We start from the raw sequence: 16128 nt of genomic DNA, 5'->3' as shown, positions 1-16128 counted from the left end.
ATATGTTTGGATATGATTCGGTCCCCGCGGCGCGCCGATCGGTCGGAGCGCCGACAATATCCGGTGCGGCGGCGCGCGGGTGACCCCTGTCGATGGACGCCTACAGCTCGGAGGGAACGTCGATGTCGCCGGCGATGATGTTCTCGCGTGCGGTCGCGACCTCCTCGGTGACCTCGTCGGGGATTTCGGAGCCGAGCTGGTCGCCGTAGACGAGCGCGACGCCGTCGTTGCCGAGCCCGAGGGCGACGTTCGAGCCGCCGGGGAACTCCTCGTCGACGGTCGCCTCGATCGCGTTGTAGACCGCGGTGTCGACGCGCTTGACCATGCTGCCGAGGATGACGTCGGCGTAGTCCGGGCGCGTGACCGACTGGTCGCGGTCGACGCCGATCGCGAACTTCCCCTGCTCCTGGGCGGCTTGGAAGACGCCGGTACCGGTGTTACCCGCGGCGTGGTAGACGATGTCCGCGCCGCTGTTGTACATCGAGGTGGCCGCCTCGCGGCCCGCGGCCGGGTCGTTGAAGCTGCCCGTGTAGTTGACGCTGACGTCGACGTCGTCGTTGCCCGCCGAGACGCCCGCCTCGAAGCCGGCCTGGAACTTCTGGATCAGGTCCGACTCGACGCCGCCGACGAACCCGAGGTTCGTCGAGTCGCCCTGGGTGGAACCGGCGCCGGCCGAGAACGAGCGCGTCGTGAGTAGGCTCGCCATCAGCCCCGCGAGGTACGACCCCTCGTGCTCCCGGAAGGTGTAGCTCGCGACGTTGTCCGCGTCGACGACCGAGTCGACGATCATGAAGTCCTGGTCGGGGTACGACGACGCGGTGTCGGCGAGCGAGTCCGCCTGGAGGAACCCGATACAGCACACCAGGTCGTAGTCCGGGTCGCTGGAGTTCGCGAACTGCTGCTGGAAGGTGCTGAACTGCGCCACCTCGTCGGGCTGGGCCTCGCGGAAGGAGATTCCCAAGTCCTCCTCGGCCTCGATCGCGCCCTGCTGGGCCTGGTCGTTGAACGACCCGTCGCCGAGGCCGCCGGTCGCGTACACCATCCCGATGTTCGCCGCCGGACCGCTCCCGCCGTCGGAGCCGTCGGACCCATCGGATCCGTCCGAACCGTCAGACCCGTCCGAGCCGTCGGATCCGTCCGAACCGTCGGACCCGTCCGAGCCGTCCGAACTTTCGTCGTCGCTCGGACCGCCGCTACATCCGGCGAGGCCGATCAGGCCCGCCGCGCTTGCCGCCTTGATGAACCGCCGCCGTTCGAAGTCGGATGCCATCTCACTACTGATCCCGTCGGAACGGGGCATAAATTCGTCGTTCCCCTGCCGCGGCTGTCACACGTTCGTGCGGACGTTCGAAGCGAACCCGACGGAACCGACCCCGGTATCGACGGGTTCGATCCACGAACCCGAATCTCTCACGGTCGTAAACGGCCCGCCGTCACCGGGACTCGATCGGGAGCGCTCCCGGCCACGGGAGGGCTCAGGCCGCCGCGACCGCGTCCTCGACGACGCCCTCGACCTCGGCGACCAGCGCGTCGACCTCGTCGCTCTCGGCGTACACCCGGACGTACGGCTCCGTCCCGGAGGGGCGGACCAGCGTCCACGAGGCGTCGTCGAACTCCAGCCGGACCCCGTGGTCGGTGTCGACCGCGGCCTCGGGGAACGCCTCCGGCAGCGCCGTCTCTAAGCGGTCCATCACGTCGCCCTTCGCGTCGTCGGGACACGAGACGCTCACCTTCCGGTACGGGCGCTCCGTGATCGGCGCTCGGAGCGCGTTGAGCCCCTCGTCGGCGACGAGGCGGGCGATCACCGCCGCGGAGGTGACGCCGTCGATCCACCCGCCGAAGGCGACGTGGATGTGCTTCCACGGCTCGGCCGCGAAGACGACGCGCGTGTCGACGCCGACCTCTCCGGCGGCCCCCGCCTCGCCGACCGCGCCCGCCTCGCCGACCGCGCCGGCAGTGCTCGCCTCCTCCCGTACGGCTGCGATCCCCTCGTGGAGGGCGCCGAGGCGCACGCGCTCGACCCGGCCGCCGGCCTCGCGGACGCGCTCGTCGATGCGCCCCGAGGCGTTCGGCGTCGTCACGACGACGGGGTCCGCCGCGTCGCTCGCGCGGGTGTACCGCTCCGCGAGGAGCGCGAGGACCGTGTCCTCGTGGACGACCTCGCCGTCCGCGTCGACGATCACGATCCGGTCTGCGTCGCCGTCGTGACCGATCCCGAAGGCGAACCCTTCGGTCTTCCCCGATCCGCCGCCCTCGCCGGACTCGCCGGGCGTCGGTCTCCCCGGGTTCTCGAGGCCCTCGTTGGCGTCGGCGACGAAGGCCCGCAGGTCGGCCAGCGTCTCGGGGGTCGGCTTGCTCCCGCGGCCGGGGAAGTGCCCGTCGACGTTGCCGTTGAGCGTGACCACGTCGGCGCCCAGCTCGCGGAGGACGGCCGGCGTCGCGGGCGCGCTCATCCCGTTGCCGCAGTCGACCGCGACGCGGAGCCCGTCGAGGGGCGCGCCGAACCCCGCGGCGTACTCGCGCACGGCGTCGAGGTAGTCCCCGAGCGGGTCGGTCCGGACCGCCTCGGTCCAGTCGTCCCACGGGGCGACCGCCGCCTCGTCGGCGACCCGCGCCTCGACGGCGCGCTCCGCGTCGCGGTCGAACTCGACGCCGTCGCGGAACAGCTTGATCCCGTTGTCTGTCGGCGGGTTGTGCGACGCGGTGAGCATCACGCCGTAGCGGCCGCGCGAGGCGTACGCGAGCGCCGGCGTCGGGAGTCGCCCGGCGCGGCGCACGTCGACGCCGCCCGCCGACAGCCCGGCCTCCATCGCCGCGGCGAGCGCCGGGCCGGTAACTCGCCCGTCTCGGGCGAGCACGACCGTCGACTCGGGGGTCGACCCCGCGGACGACCCCTCGGCTCGGCTGCGTATCTCGGCGGCCACGGCTCGCCCGACGGCGAGCGCGAGCGCCGGCGTGACACGGTCCTCAACGCCGCCGCGTATGCCTGCGGTTCCGAACAGGTCCATGTCGACCCCGTCGGCGCCCGGGAGTTAGTAGGCGTCGGTTGCGGGCGCGAGGTCGGCCCGCCGGGGGTCGACCCGCCGCGAGTGGGCCGCCGGCGGACCGTTTAACACGCCGGCGGGCGCACCACCGACCGATGACCGACCGCGTTCGCGCGCACGTCTTCGTCTCTGGCAGGGTTCAGGGCGTCTACTACCGGGCGACCACCCGCGACACGGCCCGCGAGAAGGGCGTCGACGGCTGGGTTCGGAACTTGGAGGACGGCCGAGTCGAAGCCGTCTTCGAGGGGCCGGAGGGCGACGTCCGCGACATGGTCGCGTGGTGCGAGACGGGGAGCCGGGCCGCCGAGGTCAACGGCGTGGACGCCGAGTACGGCGAGCCGGAGGGGATCGAGGGATTCGAGGTCAGGTGGTGACGCGGCCCGCTCAGTCGTCGTCCGCGGCCGCCGCGGCGCCGGCGGCGTCGGCGTCGGACCGCTCGCGCACCCCGAGCTCCTCCAGCGCGCGCAACACGACGACGGCCTCGACCACGTCGCGCTCCTCGGTGTAGGGGTCGTCGACCGCGTCGAGGGTCGCCTCGGCCTCGCGCGACAGCCGGGCCTCCAGCTCGGTCTGGTCGGTCTCCGCCTTCGTCGCCGACAGCAGCGCCTCGTGGTCCTCGCGGAGGTCGAGCGAGACGTGCGCGGCGTTACACCGCGAGAGCGGGTGCGTACCCATCTCGATCGCGAGTTCGCTCACGAGGTCCCAGTCGTCGGCGCAGAAGCGGAGCGTCACCGTGCCGACCACGTCGCGCCAAGCTATCGGCTCCCCGTTCTCCATGAGGCGGAGCGCCCGCGGCGGTACCGCGATTCGGGTGTGGGTGTCGTCCCGGCCGCACAGGCAACAGGGGGTGCTCTTCAGTCCGGCGTACACGCAGATACGTACGCGCCGCAGAAGGGTGTGCGTTTCGCCGTCCGGTGCGCTCGGACGCCTCGATTACTCGATCTCTCGACTACGCCTCGCACTCTGCGAGCCACTCGTGAGCCCAGTCGTCGATCTCCTCGAAGACGGGCGCGAGCGACTCGCCCTTGTCGGTCAGGCTGTAGTACGTCGCCACGGGCGAGTCCTCCTCTATCCGCCGGTCGACGAAGCCGGTCTCCTGGAGGTCGTCGAGCACGCGCGAGAGGGTCCGCGCGTTCGCGTCGGTCTCGCGCTTGAGTTCGTTGAACCGCGCCTCGCCGTTCAACAGCTCATGGAGGACGACGAGCCGCCACTGCGATCCGATCTGCTCGATCGAGTCGATGACGGGGCACGGGGTCTCGGGCGCCGTCGCCTCCGTCGTCGCGTCGGGACTCGATTCCGTCGTCTCCGCCGCCTCAGCCGACTCCGCCGTCGAGAGATCCTCCGATGACATCGGTGTTACCTACTAACCCAATTGTCCGGGAATCGATAAATAGGTTACGTCCGTATAGCAGGTTACACGATGTTAGCTGAATTCGCGACGATACCGCTTCAGTTCGACGCCCCGCTCTCAGGCGAACTCTTCCTGCTCGGCCGGATCCTGTTCGGCGCGACGCTCGCTTTCATGGGGCTCAACCACTTCATGGACCTCGAAACGATGGCCGGCTACGCCGAGTTCAAGGGCCTCCCGGCGCCGACGTTCTCGGTCATCGCCTCCGGCGCCGTGCTCGTGCTCGGCGGCGTCGCCGTGGTCGCCGGCGCGTTCCCGGTCGTCGCGGCCGGCGCGCTCGCCTTCTTCCTCCTCGTCTCCGCCGTGACGATGCACGACTTCTGGTCGATGGACGACCCCGAGGAGAAGCAGAACGAGATGACGAGCTTCCTGAAGAACGTCTACGGCGCCGGCGCGGCGCTCGCGCTGCTCGCAGTCGGCGGCACCGCGTGGCCGTACGCGGTCGGCGTCGGCCTGTTCTGAGCCGCGGGCGGACCCGACCCCGACGACGCGTCGACTCGCGACCACCGCGCACACGCGGTCCGCTACCACTGTACACGCGCAGCGCGGTTGCCCCGGACGCCTTTTCGAAACGCCGCTCGGCGACCCCGTCGAGCCGTCGGGCCGGCCGACACCGCCGCCAGTACGACTAACTGTGCTCCCGCCGACTGTTCGCCCAGACATGACCGACGCGCCGCCGACGACCGGGCTCCACCACGTCACGAACATCTGCACCGACATCGAGGAGACAACCGCGTTCTACGAGGACGTACTGGGCTGGCACACGGTGAAGCGGACCCAGAACTACGACGACCCCGGGACGCCGCACTACTACTACTCGCCGACGCCCGAAGGGGAACCGGGGACCAACGTCACCTACTTCGAGTACCCCGACTCGCAGGGGGCGCCCGGCCCGGGCGCCAGTCACCACTTCGCGTTCGGCGTCGAAGACGTGGAGGCGCTCCGCGAGTGGCAGGACCACCTCGAAACGCACGGCGTCGAGGTCTCAGAGGTGAAGGACCGCACCTACTTCAAGAGCATCTACTTCACCGACCCCGACGGGCTCGTCTTCGAGCTGGCGACGCGGGGGCCGGGATTCACCCGCGACGAGGACGAGCCCGGCAGCGAGGTCATCGACCCGTTCGAAGCGGGGTACGAGAACTGAGACCCCCGGTCGCCGCCCGGCTCACTCGCCCTCCACGAGCGCCGCGAACCGGTCGAGCGCGCGCCGACAGACGGGCACGTACGGCGCCGCGACGAGCGGGACCTCGATCACCGCCCGACACCGGTCCGGGTCCCCGGAGTACCGCTCGACGCGGTGACCCGTGGCGGGTATCCCGGCGACCTCCCAGTCCCACCGAAGGCGCGTCGCCGACGATACCCTGAACGGGACCCACGCGCCGGCGACTCGAACCCGGCCGGTCGTCCCGGTCTCGACGTACCGGTCCGAGCTCTCGACGCCGCCGACGGACGGGCTCCAGTCGGGCCAGCGCCGCGTGTCGCGGAGCGCCGTCGCCGTGGCCTCCGGCGGCGCGGCGACGTCGCGACCGACGGCGAGCGTCGCGCCCTCCCGGACCACCGACCCGCCGTCGCCGCGGTCGACGTTCCCGAGCGCGTCGCGATTTCCGAACACGTCGATTCCTCCGGGGTCCGTCTACCTCATCGCTGCGGCCGCCCGAAAAGATCGAAACGTTCGGTCGCTTCCGCGCCGCAGAACCCACTGCTTTCCGAGGCGCGTCCAGAGGTCCGACCGCTGACATCGTGCGGATATTAATACCTAATATGTTATCAGGACTCATTATCTCTTTCCACGAAGGGTTAATACGGGGTTCCGGGCTATCGAGGGTCAATATGGCAAGCGATCGCGACACCATGAAAGATGTCTCGCACACAGCACCGAACGACACGTCCGCCGACGGCGTCTGGGAGCGAGGACGGGGAGCCGTCGAGGAAGAGGAAGAAGAGGAGTAACGCCGACCGCCGTTTCTCGCCGGACGTACCGGCGTCGATCAGCCCTCGACCGAAGAGCCGCGCGGCCGTGTCGCCTTCCCCGTTTTTGCCGTCCTCGCCGCTTCCCCGTGTTCGCTGTCTCCGTCGCCCTCCTCCCGGACCGTTCTCGCGGTTGATACCCGCGGGCGTGGGTTTAACCCGGCCGACGGCGGAGCCGTGCGCATGATCGAGGTGTCGGGCCTGCGGAAGACCTACGGCGACTTCGCGGCCGTCGTGGACAGCGACTTCGCCGTCGACGACGGCGAGGTGTTCGGGATCGTCGGCCCGAACGGGGCCGGCAAGACGACGACGCTCAAGGTGGTCGCCGGCCTCGTCGAGCCGACCGACGGCGACGTGACCGTCGCCGGGTTCGACGCCGCGGACCCCGAGATGCGCCGGCACCTCGGGTTCCTCCCCGAAGAGTCGCCGCTGTACGAGGAGATGACCGCGCTGTCGTACCTCCGCTTCTTCGCCGACCTCTACGACGTGCCCGGCGAGGTCGCCGACGAGCGGATCGGCGCCGCGCTCGACCGCCTCGAACTCGACCACCGCGAGCGCCGCCTCGGCGACGTCTCGAAGGGCATGAAACGGAAGGTCGCCATCGCCCGCTCGCTGGTCAACGACCCGGACGTGCTGGTGTACGACGAGCCGGCCTCCGGGCTCGACCCCGTGACGACGAACTCGGTGCTGGCGTTCACCCGCGAGCTCCGCGAGACGGGCAAGACGGTCGTCTTCTCGGCGCACAACCTCTACCACGTCGAGTCGGTCTGCGACCGCGTGGTGGTGATGAACGAGGGGCGGATCGTCGCCCGCGGGAGCGTCGACGGGATCCGCGAGCGACACGGCGAGACGACCTACCGCGTGTTCACCGACGCGGAGCCGGCCGCGACGCCCGCGCTCGACGACCTCGACGCGGCGACCGAGGAGGTCGGGGACCGGTACCGGACGGCGGTCCCGAGCATGGACTCCGTCGCGGCCGTCCGCGAGGCCGTCGCCGACGTCGGCGGCGAGGTCGTCGACATCCGGAGCCGCGAGCCGAGCCTGGAGGACGTGTTCCTCGACATCGTCGGCCGGCCGATGCCCGGGCGGTACACCGTGGGCGGCGGTGCGGACGGACGGAGCGACGGCGACGACGGCAGCTCGGACAGGGGGACCGACAGCGACCGCGACTCCGACGAGACGAGCGACGACGACGCGAACGCGTCGGAGGGCGGTGAGGAGACGACCCCCGCGACGGCGACGGAGGCGACCGAGTGACCGACCGGCTGCGCCGCGTCGGCCGACGGCTCGCGGTCGCCGGCCGCCGCGTCTTCCGCGTGGCCAGGTGGGAGTCCGCCCGCGCCTCAGGCGGCGTGGACCGCCGGACGCTCGCGGCCGGGGTCGCTCTGCTCCTCGTCGCCGGCGGCGTCGTGGGGGTCGGCGTGGCCACCGGCGTCGCCGGCCTCGACGTCGACCAGAACGTGTACCGGGTGGGGGTCGACGCCGAGTCGCCGTACGCGGAGGCGATCGAGGAAGCCCCCTCGTTGCGCCCGGTGCCAGCCGGGACCGCGTCGCTCGGCGACTCCGCCGACGCGGTCGTGGTGACCGTGGTGCGACCCGGAGCGGGCGACGACCGCGCGATCGACGGCGCGGACGTCGAGGAGGTGGTCGTCCGCGCGAGCGACACGCGGAAGGGAGAGGCGGCGGCCGCGTCGGTCCGCGAGGCCGTCGAGTCGCACAACGAACGGCTGATGCGCGCCGAGCCGAACCGCACGGCCGCCTTCCCGGTCGTCGTCACGCTTCGGTACGTCGGCCGGACGACCGGCTTCGACGACGGCGCGACCCTCGGCGGGGGCGACGGGGGGTCTGGCGGCGGCGCAGGCGACGGTGGCGGCGGGTCGGGCGGCGGGTCAGATGACGGTGACGGGCCGGACGGCGGCGCAGGCGACGGCGGCGACGGCTCGGACGACGCGGGCTCCGTCGCGGACGGAAGCGCGTCCGGCGAGGACGGCGGCTTCGCTGTCCCCTCCATCGGCGGCGCGGCGTTCGGCGCGGACACGGTCGGCTCGCCCGGGTCGATCACGCCGCCGTTCCCGTTCACCTCGCTGCTCTTGGCGTTCGTCTTCCTCGTGCCGATGAACTTCCTGATCCAGGCGTACGGCTCGTCGATCCTCGACGAGCGGACGAACCGGCGGGGAGAGCCGCTGCTCGTCACGCCGCTGTCACCGGCCGAGATCGTCGCCGGTAAGACGCTGCCGTACGCGGCGGCCGCCGCGGTCGTCACGACCCTCATCGCCCTCCTCGTCGGCGGCGGGCCGCTCTCCGTGGTCGCGGTGGCGCCGGTCGCGGCGACGTTCCTCGGGGCCACCTTCGTCGGCGCGATGTTCGCGCGCTCGTTCAAGGAGCTCACCTTCGTCACGGTGGGGGTGAGCGTCCTCCTGACCACCTACGCGTTCGTCCCGGCCATCTTCACGAACGTGACGCCCGTCGCGCTCGTCTCGCCGTTGACGCTCGTCGTCTTCGACCTCCAGGGCGAGGCCGTCTCGGCCGGCGAGGTCCTCTTCTCGACCGCGCCGATGGCGGTCGGCGCCGCCCTCCTCTTCGGCCTCGGCCTCGGCGTCTACCGCGAGGAGGACATGTTCTCGCAGAAGCCGGTGACGCGGAAGTTCCTCGACGCGCTCGCGGTCCGGCTCTCACCGGTGCCGGCGGACGCCGGCCTCCTCACGCGGGACCGGCTCCGCGCGCTCGCCCGCGTCGCGTTCCTCACCGCCTGTACGATCCCGTTCGTGTTCGTCGCGGAGCTCCTGGCCGTCGCGGTGCTGTTCGCGCTGCCGGTCACCGTGTCGATCCCGGTGCTGCTCGTGACCATCGCGTTCATCGAGGAGGTCGCGAAGAGCGTCGGTCTCTACGCCGGCTTCGAGCGCGGCGTCTTCGCCCGAACCGCCGAAACCGACGGGGAAGGGGCCCTCGGCGTCGCGCTCGCGGTCGGCGCCGCCTCGGGGACCGGCTTCTTCCTCGCGGAGAAGGCCACCGCGGTCGTCCAGGCGGTCGGGCTCACCGACCTCTTCCTCGGCCGCGCCGCCTTCGCGGACGTGGCCGGCCTCTCCGGGCTGCCGCCGCTCGCGCTGGCGGCGCTGTTCCTCGCGCCGCTCGTCCTCCACGTCGCGACCACCGGGGTCGCGAGCCTCGGCGCGAGCCGGGGCCGGACCGCCTACGCGCTGGCGCTGACGCTGGCGACGCTCGGCCACGCCGCGTACAACGTCGGGGTGGTGAGCCTTGGATAGCCGCCTGACGATCGCCGGGCGGGAGATAGCCGGGCTGCGCGCCGAGAAGACGATCCTGCTGGCGATCGGGATCCAGCTGTTCATCGCGATGTTCTCGTCGTTCCTCGTCGTCGGGCTCGTCTCGATGTACGACCCGGGCTCGCTCGACGGGGCGCAGATCGAGGTCGCGGGCGCCGGCGACGCGGTCGACGACTTGGAGCGCGCCGCGAGCGAGGTGCCGGGCGCCACGGTCACGCCGTACGAGGACGCGAGCGCCGCCCGGAGCGCCTTCGAGCGGAACGCGGCCGACGCGGTGGTGGTCGCGACCCGCACGGAGGACGGGCGGGTGTCGGCCGCCGTCACCGCTCCCGACACCACCGTGGAGACGACGGTGATCGTGGTACAGCTGCGCGAGCTGTTGCGGACCTACGAGCTGAACGAGCGCGACGCCCGCGGCTCGCACCTTCAGGAGTCGCCGCTGCCGCTGCCCGACCGCAGCGACACCAGCCCGTACTTCACGTTCACCTACACGGTGTTGATCCCCCTCCTCGTCTTCCTCCCGGTGTTCATCTCGGGGTCGCTCGTGGTCGACTCGATCACGGAGGAGCTGGATCGGGGGACGATGGAGCTGCTCCGGGTCGCGCCGGTCACGCTCGCGGAGATCGTCGACGGGAAGGCGATCGCGGCGATCGGGATCGCGCCCGGCCAGGCGCTGATATGGCTCCTGCTGTTGGAGGCGAACGGCACGTCGGTCGCGAACGTCGGCCCGATCTTGGCGCTGATGACCGCGCTGACGACGCTCGTCGTCTCGGTCGCGGTCGGTATCGCGGCGGTCGCGCCCGACCGGCGGGCGGCCCAGCTGCTCTACTCGGTCGCCGTCCTCGTGCTGTTCGGCGGCGCGACGGCGATGGCCGGCGGCCCGGCGAACGCGGTGGCGCGGCTCGCCATCGACAGCGCGGGCGCGGCGACGGGCGTCCTGGTGATCGCGTACGCCGCCATCGCCGCGGCCGCGTACCTCGGCGTCCGCCGCGTCGTCGCGCTCGAGGGGTTCGCTCGCTGAGGAGGTCGGCCGCTCGTCGATCGGGCAGTGGGGGGGTCGCCCCGCGCCTACCGACCGAACCCGTCACCGAGCCCCTTCGCGGTCGGGAGCCGCCAGCCGCGGGCGACGGCGACGAGCCGGAGCCCGACCGTCACCGCCGCGCAGGCCGCGGCCGCGACCCCCGAGGGGCCGCCGAGGACGCCGACCAGCCAGTATGCGATCCCGCCGAGCACGGCGCAGCTCGCGTAAAAGTCCTCGAAGAGGATGAACGGGGACCGGTCGAGGAGGATGTCGGCGAGCGCGCCGCCGCCGACGGCGTTGATCGTGGCGACGGCCACGACGCCGAACGCGGACACGCCGGCGTCCGTCGCGACGATGGCGCCGGTCGTGGCGAAGGCGGCGAGGCCCACGGCGTCGGCGACGAGCGTCACCGGGTGCTCGTCCGGGCTGGCGAGCCACGCGCTCAGCCCGACCGCGAGCGCGACGCCGAGCAGTCCGAGGAGTATCTCGACCGGCGAGCGCAGCGCCAGCGGGACGCGCGCGACGAGGAGGTCGCGAGTGACGCCGCCCGCGAACGCCATCGCCAGCCCCACCACCGCGACGCCGAAGAGGTCGAACTCCTCGCGGACCGCCTTGCTCGCCCCGACGAGGGCGAACGCGACGAGGCCGACCGTGTTCATGACCGCGAACGGGTCGCCGAAGAGGGTCGCGAGGACGCCCCCGGTCATCCGCCGAACGCCCCGAGGCTGGACTGGAGCTCGCGCTCCGGCACCGCGTCGGTCAGCTCGTACCCCACGAGGTCGCGCGCGTCGACCGCGTACGTCGAGCCGCCGCGGTCGAGCACCAGCACGCGCCCCTTCCAGCCGCGGACGGTCCCCGCGGCCATCGTCTCGGCGACGGGGCGCTCGTCGAGGTCGAGCCCGTAGTCGAACGCGAACCGCTCGATCGGGTCGAACCGGTCGAGGAGCGCCTCCCAGGCGGCCTCGTCGACCGCCCGCCCGAACCCGTCGAGCTTCGTCGGGACGCGGACCCGGTCGACGAGGTCGTCGCCGGCGGCCAGCTCGGCCTCCACCTCGCGGGCGATCCGGCCGTTCGGGAAGGTGCGGATATGGGCCGCGCGGTCGGCGCCCTGCTCGCGGAGGCGAGTCCCGAGGCGCCACTCGCGGGTGACGCCGACCTTCAGCACGTCCGGCGCGAACGCGGCGAGGTACATCGCGTGCGACTCGTGGCAGTCCATCTCGTCTTTCAGGCACGTGCCGGTACACCGCGCGCACACCCAGACCCCCGAGTGCTCGTCGCAGTACGGGGCGTCCGCCGCGTCGCAGGACACGTGGTCGCCCTCGTGGACCGTCCCCGCGCAGCAGCGCTCGCCGAGGCCGAAGGCGAGCTCGGTCCCGGGGCTCGCGTCCACGAAGTCGACGGTCCCGTCGCTCGCGACGTAGAGCCCGCCGCCGATCGGTCCGCTCGCCGCGGCGGTCGAATCCGCGTCCCCGTCGGACTCCGGCGGGCCGCTCGCGGCGTCCGTCTCGTAGCCGACGACCTGCACGCCGCGAGGTAGGGAGAGGCGGGGCTTATAGCCGTCGTCGGCCGGTCCGCTCGCCGCCTTCCGAGGGTCCCGGGACGCGGCCGCCGAGGTATTTTACCCGCGGGCGTCGCAGACGCCCCCATGCTCGACGCGACGCTCGCGACGGCGGCGATCGACGACGGGCTGACCCTCTCGCTGCGGATCGAGAACGCGGGGTCGACGCCGGTCACGCTCGACTTCCGGACCGGGCAGCGCGCGGAGTTCACCGCGTACCCGGCGGCCGAGGTCGATTCCGACGCCGACGGGGAGGACGCCGACCCGGTCTGGCGCTACGGCGCGAACCGGATGTTCACGCAGGCGCTCGGGAGCGAGACCGTCGCGCCCGGCGAAGCGGTCGGCTACGAGGCGACGTGGCGGCGGCCGCCCTCGGGCACCTACCGGATCGTCGGCGAGGCGGCGGCGACGGGCCGCGACGTGCGCGCGGCGGCGGTCGTCACCGTGCCGTGACCGCGCCCGCTCCGACCGGACTGTATAAGTGAGGCCCGCGCGCTCCCTCGGACATGCGCACGGCAGCCCTCCCCCCGGTCGTCGCCGCGGTCGTCGCGGTCGCGATCAGCGGGATCAGGCGCCTCTCGCCGATCCTCCTCGAATCGCCGGTCGCGCTCCCGTCGGCCGAGACGCTCTCGACGTACCTCGTGAGCGCCCGGTTCACGGCGTTCCTGCTGGTGTACGGAGTGCTGTTCGGGACCGCCCTCCTCGCCGGACTGCGCGACGCCGACGCCTCCGCCACGTCGACCGCGCTGGCGACCGGCGCGAGCGCGACCGTCGCCTTCCTGCTCGGGTCGGTCGCCGTGTTCTGGTACCTCGGTCCGGACCGCGGCCCCGTCGTCACCGCGGTGTTCGCGCTCGGCGCGAGCCTCGGCGTCGGTATCCAGTTCGCGGTCGTCGCGTACGCCGGGGTCGCGCTCGGTGAGCGCCGTCGCGAGGGACCGACCCCGGTCGTCCCCTGATCCCCGCGAGTCGGACGCTCGCGCGGCTACGACCCGTCCGACTCCGGACCGTGGACCGCGCGGTCGACCGCGGTCGCCAGCCGCTCCCGGGTGCGGTGGCTGGCCTCGGCGTCCGTCTCGACCTCGACGAGGTGCGACCCCGCCGCCTCGTGGGCCCGGGAGACGGCGGCCGTCACGTCCTCCGCGACCGCCGCCGCGCGCTCCGCGGGGTCGTCGCCGCGGTCGGCGAGCGCGTCCGGGCGGGCGTCGATCCGCTCGTACGCGAGGCCGTGGAGCGCCGCGAGCGGCTCGAAGTCGAGCCCGTGCGGCGTCTTGAACGACTCGGTGAACGGCGGCTCGAACGACTCGATCGGCAGCTTGTGGAAGATGCCGCCGCCGTCGTTGTTGACCGCGACGACCGTCACGTCGACGTCGCAGCGGTCGGCCGCGAGCAGCCCGTTCGAGTCGTGGTACAGCGCGAGGTCGCCGACGACGAGCGTGAGGTCGTCCGTCGTCCCGCTGCCCGCGCCGAGCGCGCTGGAGACGATGCCGTCGATGCCCGAGACGCCGCGGTTGCCGAGCGCGGTGACGTTCGCGGTCGTCGCCCCGACGAACCGGTCGAGGTCGCGGACGGGCATCGAGTTCGAGACGAACAGCGTCGCCGGGTCTGGGAGCGCGTCCGCGACCGCGCGGACGGCGTCGCCCTCGTGGAACGCCGCGTCGGTCGCGTCGGTCGCGGCCGAATCCCCGCTCGCTTCTTCCTCGCGGGCGTGGATCGCCTGCGCGACGCGGTCCGCCTCCTCCCACTGCGCGCGCCAGCCGCCGTCTCCGCCCCCGCCCGCGACGAGCCGCGAGAGGCGGGCGCAGAGCCGGCTCGGCTCGGCGACGACGAGGTCGGTCGCGGCGAACTCGGCCTCGCGCCAGCCGCCGGCGGGATCGACCTGGTACTGGGCGGCGTCGGTCCCGGCGAGGTACTTCCGGAGCCGCTTCGAGGTCGGCGAGGCGCCGAGCCGGAAGACGAGGTCGGGGTCGCTCCAGCCCTCCGGCCCGTCGCCGGCGAGGTCGCCCGACAGGTAGGCGTCGTAGTTACCGATCACCGGCGCGACGCGCGTGTGGCCGCCGTACCGGAGCCCGGAGAGGGGATCGGACAGCACGGGGAACCCGGTCGCGTGCGCGAGCGCCGTGACCGACTCCGAGTCGATCCCCGGCGGGTCGGCGGGGCCGGCGACGATCAGCCCGCGGTCCGCGTCGCCCAGTTCGGCCGCGAGCGCGCGCAACTCGTCGTCGCCGGGCTCCGGCGCGCCGGGCGTCACGTCGACGTAGGGGCCGTCGCGGCCGTGTTCGGCGGCTTCCGGGAGGTCGTCCGGCACGTCGTCCGGGACCGGCGTCGGCTCCAGCGGCTTCGCGAACGGGACGTTGAGGTGGACCGGTCCCGGTTCGGCGCCCTCGGCGGCCCCGACCGCGCGCGCCACGGTAGTCCGGAGCGACCGGAGCGCTCGGTCGTTCGCGGCCGGCTCGGGGAGGTCCTTGTAGAACCGGACGGCGTCGCCGTACAGCTTCTCCTGGTCCGCGGTCTGGTTCGCGCCGGAGTCGCGCAGCTCCGGCGGCCGGTCGGCGGTGAGCGCGAGGAGCGGGACGCGCGCCTCGCTCGCCTCCATCACGGCCGGGTGGTAGTTGGCGGCGGCGGTGCCAGAGGTACAGATCAGCGGCGTCACGCGGCCGGTCCGGCGGGCGCGGCCGAGCGCGAAGTACGCGGCGGAGCGCTCGTCGAGCTGTGAGAACACGCGGAGCTCCTCGTGGCCCGCGGCGGCGACGGTCAGCGGCGTCGAGCGGCTGCCCGGCGAGGCGACGACGGCGTCGACGCCCGCGGCGACGAGCTCGTCGACGAGCGCGGTCGCCCACAGGACGTTCCGGTTCGGCGCGGTCATTACCGCCGCTTCGGGCGCCGACGTAAATACTCCGGCGGGTTCGACCGAGCGGCGGTGGCGTGCGGGGTCGACGGCGTGGTCACTCCGACTCCGATTCCGATTCCCGCCCGGTCACCTTCCGGATACACGAGGAGCCGAACGCCCCGAGTTCGCCGGCGTCGAACTCGACGAAGTGGCCCGTCGAAATCGAGGCCCCGCACCGCCGGCACTCGAAGTCGCCCTCGCGGGCGACGACCTGGCTGTCGTACTCGACGTAGGTCCCGCCCGTGCGGACGCGGAGCCGGGCGCCCTCGCGGTCGATGACGCCGCGCTTCTCGGCCGCGTCGAGGACGTCGCGGGTGAGCGCCGGGCTGGTCGTGATCGTCTCGATCCGGTCGACCGCGGCGGCGAGGTCGATCTCCTCGCGTTCGAGGTGGGCCAGCAGCTCGACGCCGAGCTCCAGTTTCTCGTCGCGGGTCCGCGGCTCCGTCACGGGCGGCGTGACGGCGCGAGCCGTCTTAAGTCGGCCGGACGGCGGTCGGCGTCTCGCCGTCTCCCCTGCGCGGCGAGGAAGTGCGAGCGGCGAGCGGGACCTCGGAACCGGCAGATTCACGTCCGCCGCTCGACACTTCGGGACGTGGCTCGATCCCGCGACCGCTCCCGCCGCCGCCCCGCCTACCGGCGGCGCCCGAACGAGTTCTACTGGCTGTGGATCGCGGCGACCGCGACGTACGGCGTCGGCGACATCGTCTCCACCGTCGCCTTCCTCCGATACGTGCCGACGATCGAAGAGGCGAACCCCGTGGTGCGGTTCGCGCTGGAGTCGTTCGGGCTCTCCGGGCTCGTCGCGCTGAAGATCGCCGTCTACCTCGTGATGCTCTGGATCAGCGTCGAGGGCGCGCGAGACGGGGACAGCCTGCTGTACTACTTCCCGCCGGTGTTGCTCACGGCGACGGGGACGTACCTCACCGCGAGCAACCTGCGGCTGCTGTGGCTCTCCTGACCT

At 72.6% G+C, this 16128-nt stretch carries 18 protein-coding genes; 9 read left to right on the top strand and 9 right to left on the bottom strand.

What is annotated here, in order from left to right; genetic code table 11:
- Positions 1-100: 100 nt before the first annotated feature.
- Together AMR74_RS06060 and AMR74_RS06055 are read right to left on the bottom strand one after the other, a co-directional pair.
- On the bottom strand, positions 101-1270 hold the full coding sequence (locus AMR74_RS06060; RefSeq protein WP_053771165.1) for a BMP family lipoprotein: 1170 nt from the start codon (positions 1268-1270) through the stop codon (positions 101-103).
- Positions 1271-1475: 205 nt separating this feature from the next.
- Positions 1476-3008, bottom strand: coding sequence for a phosphomannomutase (locus AMR74_RS06055; RefSeq protein ID WP_053771164.1), 1533 nt, complete (start codon positions 3006-3008; stop codon positions 1476-1478).
- Positions 3009-3139: 131 nt separating this feature from the next.
- Here AMR74_RS06055 and AMR74_RS06050 point away from each other — a divergent pair, with 131 nt between their 5' ends.
- Positions 3140-3418 carry an acylphosphatase gene (locus tag AMR74_RS06050; protein ID WP_053771163.1) on the top strand — a complete coding sequence of 93 codons (279 nt, stop codon included), beginning with the start codon at positions 3140-3142 and terminating at the stop codon, positions 3416-3418.
- A gap of 10 nt (positions 3419-3428) precedes the next feature.
- On the opposite strand, the gene AMR74_RS06045 is transcribed toward AMR74_RS06050, so the two are convergent.
- Positions 3429-3914, bottom strand: coding sequence for a hypothetical protein (locus AMR74_RS06045; RefSeq protein WP_053771162.1), 486 nt, complete (start codon positions 3912-3914; stop codon positions 3429-3431).
- 79 nt (positions 3915-3993) lie between these two features.
- Positions 3994-4395 carry a winged helix-turn-helix transcriptional regulator gene (locus AMR74_RS06040; protein WP_053771161.1) on the bottom strand — a complete coding sequence of 134 codons (402 nt, stop codon included), beginning with the start codon at positions 4393-4395 and terminating at the stop codon, positions 3994-3996.
- A 69-nt stretch (positions 4396-4464) separates the two neighbouring features.
- Here AMR74_RS06040 and AMR74_RS06035 point away from each other — a divergent pair, with 69 nt between their 5' ends.
- Together AMR74_RS06035 and AMR74_RS06030 are read left to right on the top strand one after the other, a co-directional pair.
- Positions 4465-4914, top strand: coding sequence for a DoxX family protein (locus tag AMR74_RS06035; RefSeq protein ID WP_053771160.1), 450 nt, complete (start codon positions 4465-4467; stop codon positions 4912-4914).
- A gap of 199 nt (positions 4915-5113) precedes the next feature.
- Positions 5114-5596, top strand: coding sequence for a VOC family protein (locus tag AMR74_RS06030; protein WP_053771159.1), 483 nt, complete (start codon positions 5114-5116; stop codon positions 5594-5596).
- 21 nt (positions 5597-5617) lie between these two features.
- Here the strand turns inward: AMR74_RS06030 and AMR74_RS06025 are convergent, their stop codons facing one another.
- Positions 5618-6064 (bottom strand): SRPBCC family protein, encoded by a 447-nt coding sequence (locus tag AMR74_RS06025; RefSeq protein ID WP_053771158.1) that lies wholly within the window; start codon positions 6062-6064, stop codon positions 5618-5620.
- 539 nt (positions 6065-6603) lie between these two features.
- On the opposite strand from AMR74_RS06025, the gene AMR74_RS06020 reads away from it, so the two are divergent.
- The 3 genes from AMR74_RS06020 to AMR74_RS06010 are packed head-to-tail and all read left to right on the top strand — an operon-like array spanning position 6604 to position 10722.
- The gene (locus AMR74_RS06020) at positions 6604-7677 is read left to right on the top strand and encodes an ABC transporter ATP-binding protein (protein ID WP_053771157.1); all 1074 of its coding nucleotides are present in this window, start codon (positions 6604-6606) and stop codon (positions 7675-7677) included.
- Positions 7674-9683 (top strand): ABC transporter permease, encoded by a 2010-nt coding sequence (locus AMR74_RS06015; protein WP_053771156.1) that lies wholly within the window; start codon positions 7674-7676, stop codon positions 9681-9683. Before AMR74_RS06020 ends, AMR74_RS06015 begins: the two co-directional genes overlap by 4 nt.
- Complete coding sequence (locus tag AMR74_RS06010; RefSeq protein WP_053771155.1) at positions 9676-10722, top strand: ABC transporter permease; 1047 nt, start codon at positions 9676-9678, stop codon at positions 10720-10722. The genes AMR74_RS06015 and AMR74_RS06010 overlap by 8 nt, the downstream gene beginning before the upstream one ends.
- A gap of 47 nt (positions 10723-10769) precedes the next feature.
- Here AMR74_RS06010 and AMR74_RS06005 read toward each other — a convergent pair whose 3' ends face one another.
- Both AMR74_RS06005 and AMR74_RS06000 read right to left on the bottom strand, forming a co-directional pair.
- Entirely contained in the window at positions 10770-11429 is a 660-nt protein-coding gene (locus AMR74_RS06005; protein ID WP_053771154.1) for a trimeric intracellular cation channel family protein, read from the bottom strand.
- Complete coding sequence (locus AMR74_RS06000; RefSeq protein WP_205625951.1) at positions 11426-12247, bottom strand: DUF2797 domain-containing protein; 822 nt, start codon at positions 12245-12247, stop codon at positions 11426-11428. Before AMR74_RS06000 ends, AMR74_RS06005 begins: the two co-directional genes overlap by 4 nt.
- 120 nt (positions 12248-12367) lie before the next feature.
- Here AMR74_RS06000 and AMR74_RS05995 point away from each other — a divergent pair, with 120 nt between their 5' ends.
- Complete coding sequence (locus tag AMR74_RS05995; RefSeq protein ID WP_053771153.1) at positions 12368-12733, top strand: BsuPI-related putative proteinase inhibitor; 366 nt, start codon at positions 12368-12370, stop codon at positions 12731-12733.
- A 53-nt stretch (positions 12734-12786) separates the two neighbouring features.
- Entirely contained in the window at positions 12787-13236 is a 450-nt protein-coding gene (locus tag AMR74_RS05990) for a hypothetical protein (RefSeq protein ID WP_053771152.1), read from the top strand.
- A 26-nt stretch (positions 13237-13262) separates the two neighbouring features.
- Here AMR74_RS05990 and menD read toward each other — a convergent pair whose 3' ends face one another.
- The gene (menD, locus tag AMR74_RS05985) at positions 13263-15143 is read right to left on the bottom strand and encodes a 2-succinyl-5-enolpyruvyl-6-hydroxy-3-cyclohexene-1-carboxylic-acid synthase (protein ID WP_053771151.1); all 1881 of its coding nucleotides are present in this window, start codon (positions 15141-15143) and stop codon (positions 13263-13265) included.
- Between the two features lie 79 nt (positions 15144-15222).
- Positions 15223-15615 (bottom strand): DUF5830 family protein, encoded by a 393-nt coding sequence (locus AMR74_RS05980; RefSeq protein WP_053771150.1) that lies wholly within the window; start codon positions 15613-15615, stop codon positions 15223-15225.
- A gap of 144 nt (positions 15616-15759) precedes the next feature.
- On the opposite strand from AMR74_RS05980, the gene AMR74_RS05975 reads away from it, so the two are divergent.
- A complete protein-coding gene (locus AMR74_RS05975) occupies positions 15760-16125 on the top strand; it encodes a hypothetical protein (protein ID WP_053771149.1) in 366 nt (121 codons plus the stop codon).
- Positions 16126-16128 lie beyond the last annotated feature (3 nt).

It is taken from the genome of Halorubrum tropicale (assembly GCF_001280455.1).
GTDB classification, from domain to species: domain Archaea; phylum Halobacteriota; class Halobacteria; order Halobacteriales; family Haloferacaceae; genus Halorubrum; species Halorubrum tropicale.
The sequence above is the reverse complement of the archived record's forward strand: the minus strand, read 5'-3'. Positions and strand labels throughout refer to the sequence as shown.

What these genes read in the sequence shown, in the direction of transcription:
- AMR74_RS06060 (WP_053771165.1), bottom strand. Translation starts at nt 1,270, where the DNA reads ATGGCATCCGACTTCGAACGGCGGCGGTTCATCAAGGCGGCAAGCGCG.
- AMR74_RS06055 (WP_053771164.1), bottom strand. Translation starts at nt 3,008, where the DNA reads ATGGACCTGTTCGGAACCGCAGGCATACGCGGCGGCGTTGAGGACCGT.
- AMR74_RS06050 (WP_053771163.1), top strand. Translation starts at nt 3,140, where the DNA reads ATGACCGACCGCGTTCGCGCGCACGTCTTCGTCTCTGGCAGGGTTCAG.
- AMR74_RS06040 (WP_053771161.1), bottom strand. Translation starts at nt 4,395, where the DNA reads ATGTCATCGGAGGATCTCTCGACGGCGGAGTCGGCTGAGGCGGCGGAG.
- AMR74_RS06035 (WP_053771160.1), top strand. Translation starts at nt 4,465, where the DNA reads ATGTTAGCTGAATTCGCGACGATACCGCTTCAGTTCGACGCCCCGCTC.
- AMR74_RS06030 (WP_053771159.1), top strand. Translation starts at nt 5,114, where the DNA reads ATGACCGACGCGCCGCCGACGACCGGGCTCCACCACGTCACGAACATC.
- AMR74_RS06020 (WP_053771157.1), top strand. Translation starts at nt 6,604, where the DNA reads ATGATCGAGGTGTCGGGCCTGCGGAAGACCTACGGCGACTTCGCGGCC.
- AMR74_RS06005 (WP_053771154.1), bottom strand. Translation starts at nt 11,429, where the DNA reads ATGACCGGGGGCGTCCTCGCGACCCTCTTCGGCGACCCGTTCGCGGTC.
- AMR74_RS05995 (WP_053771153.1), top strand. Translation starts at nt 12,368, where the DNA reads ATGCTCGACGCGACGCTCGCGACGGCGGCGATCGACGACGGGCTGACC.
- AMR74_RS05990 (WP_053771152.1), top strand. Translation starts at nt 12,787, where the DNA reads ATGCGCACGGCAGCCCTCCCCCCGGTCGTCGCCGCGGTCGTCGCGGTC.
- menD (WP_053771151.1), bottom strand. Translation starts at nt 15,143, where the DNA reads ATGACCGCGCCGAACCGGAACGTCCTGTGGGCGACCGCGCTCGTCGAC.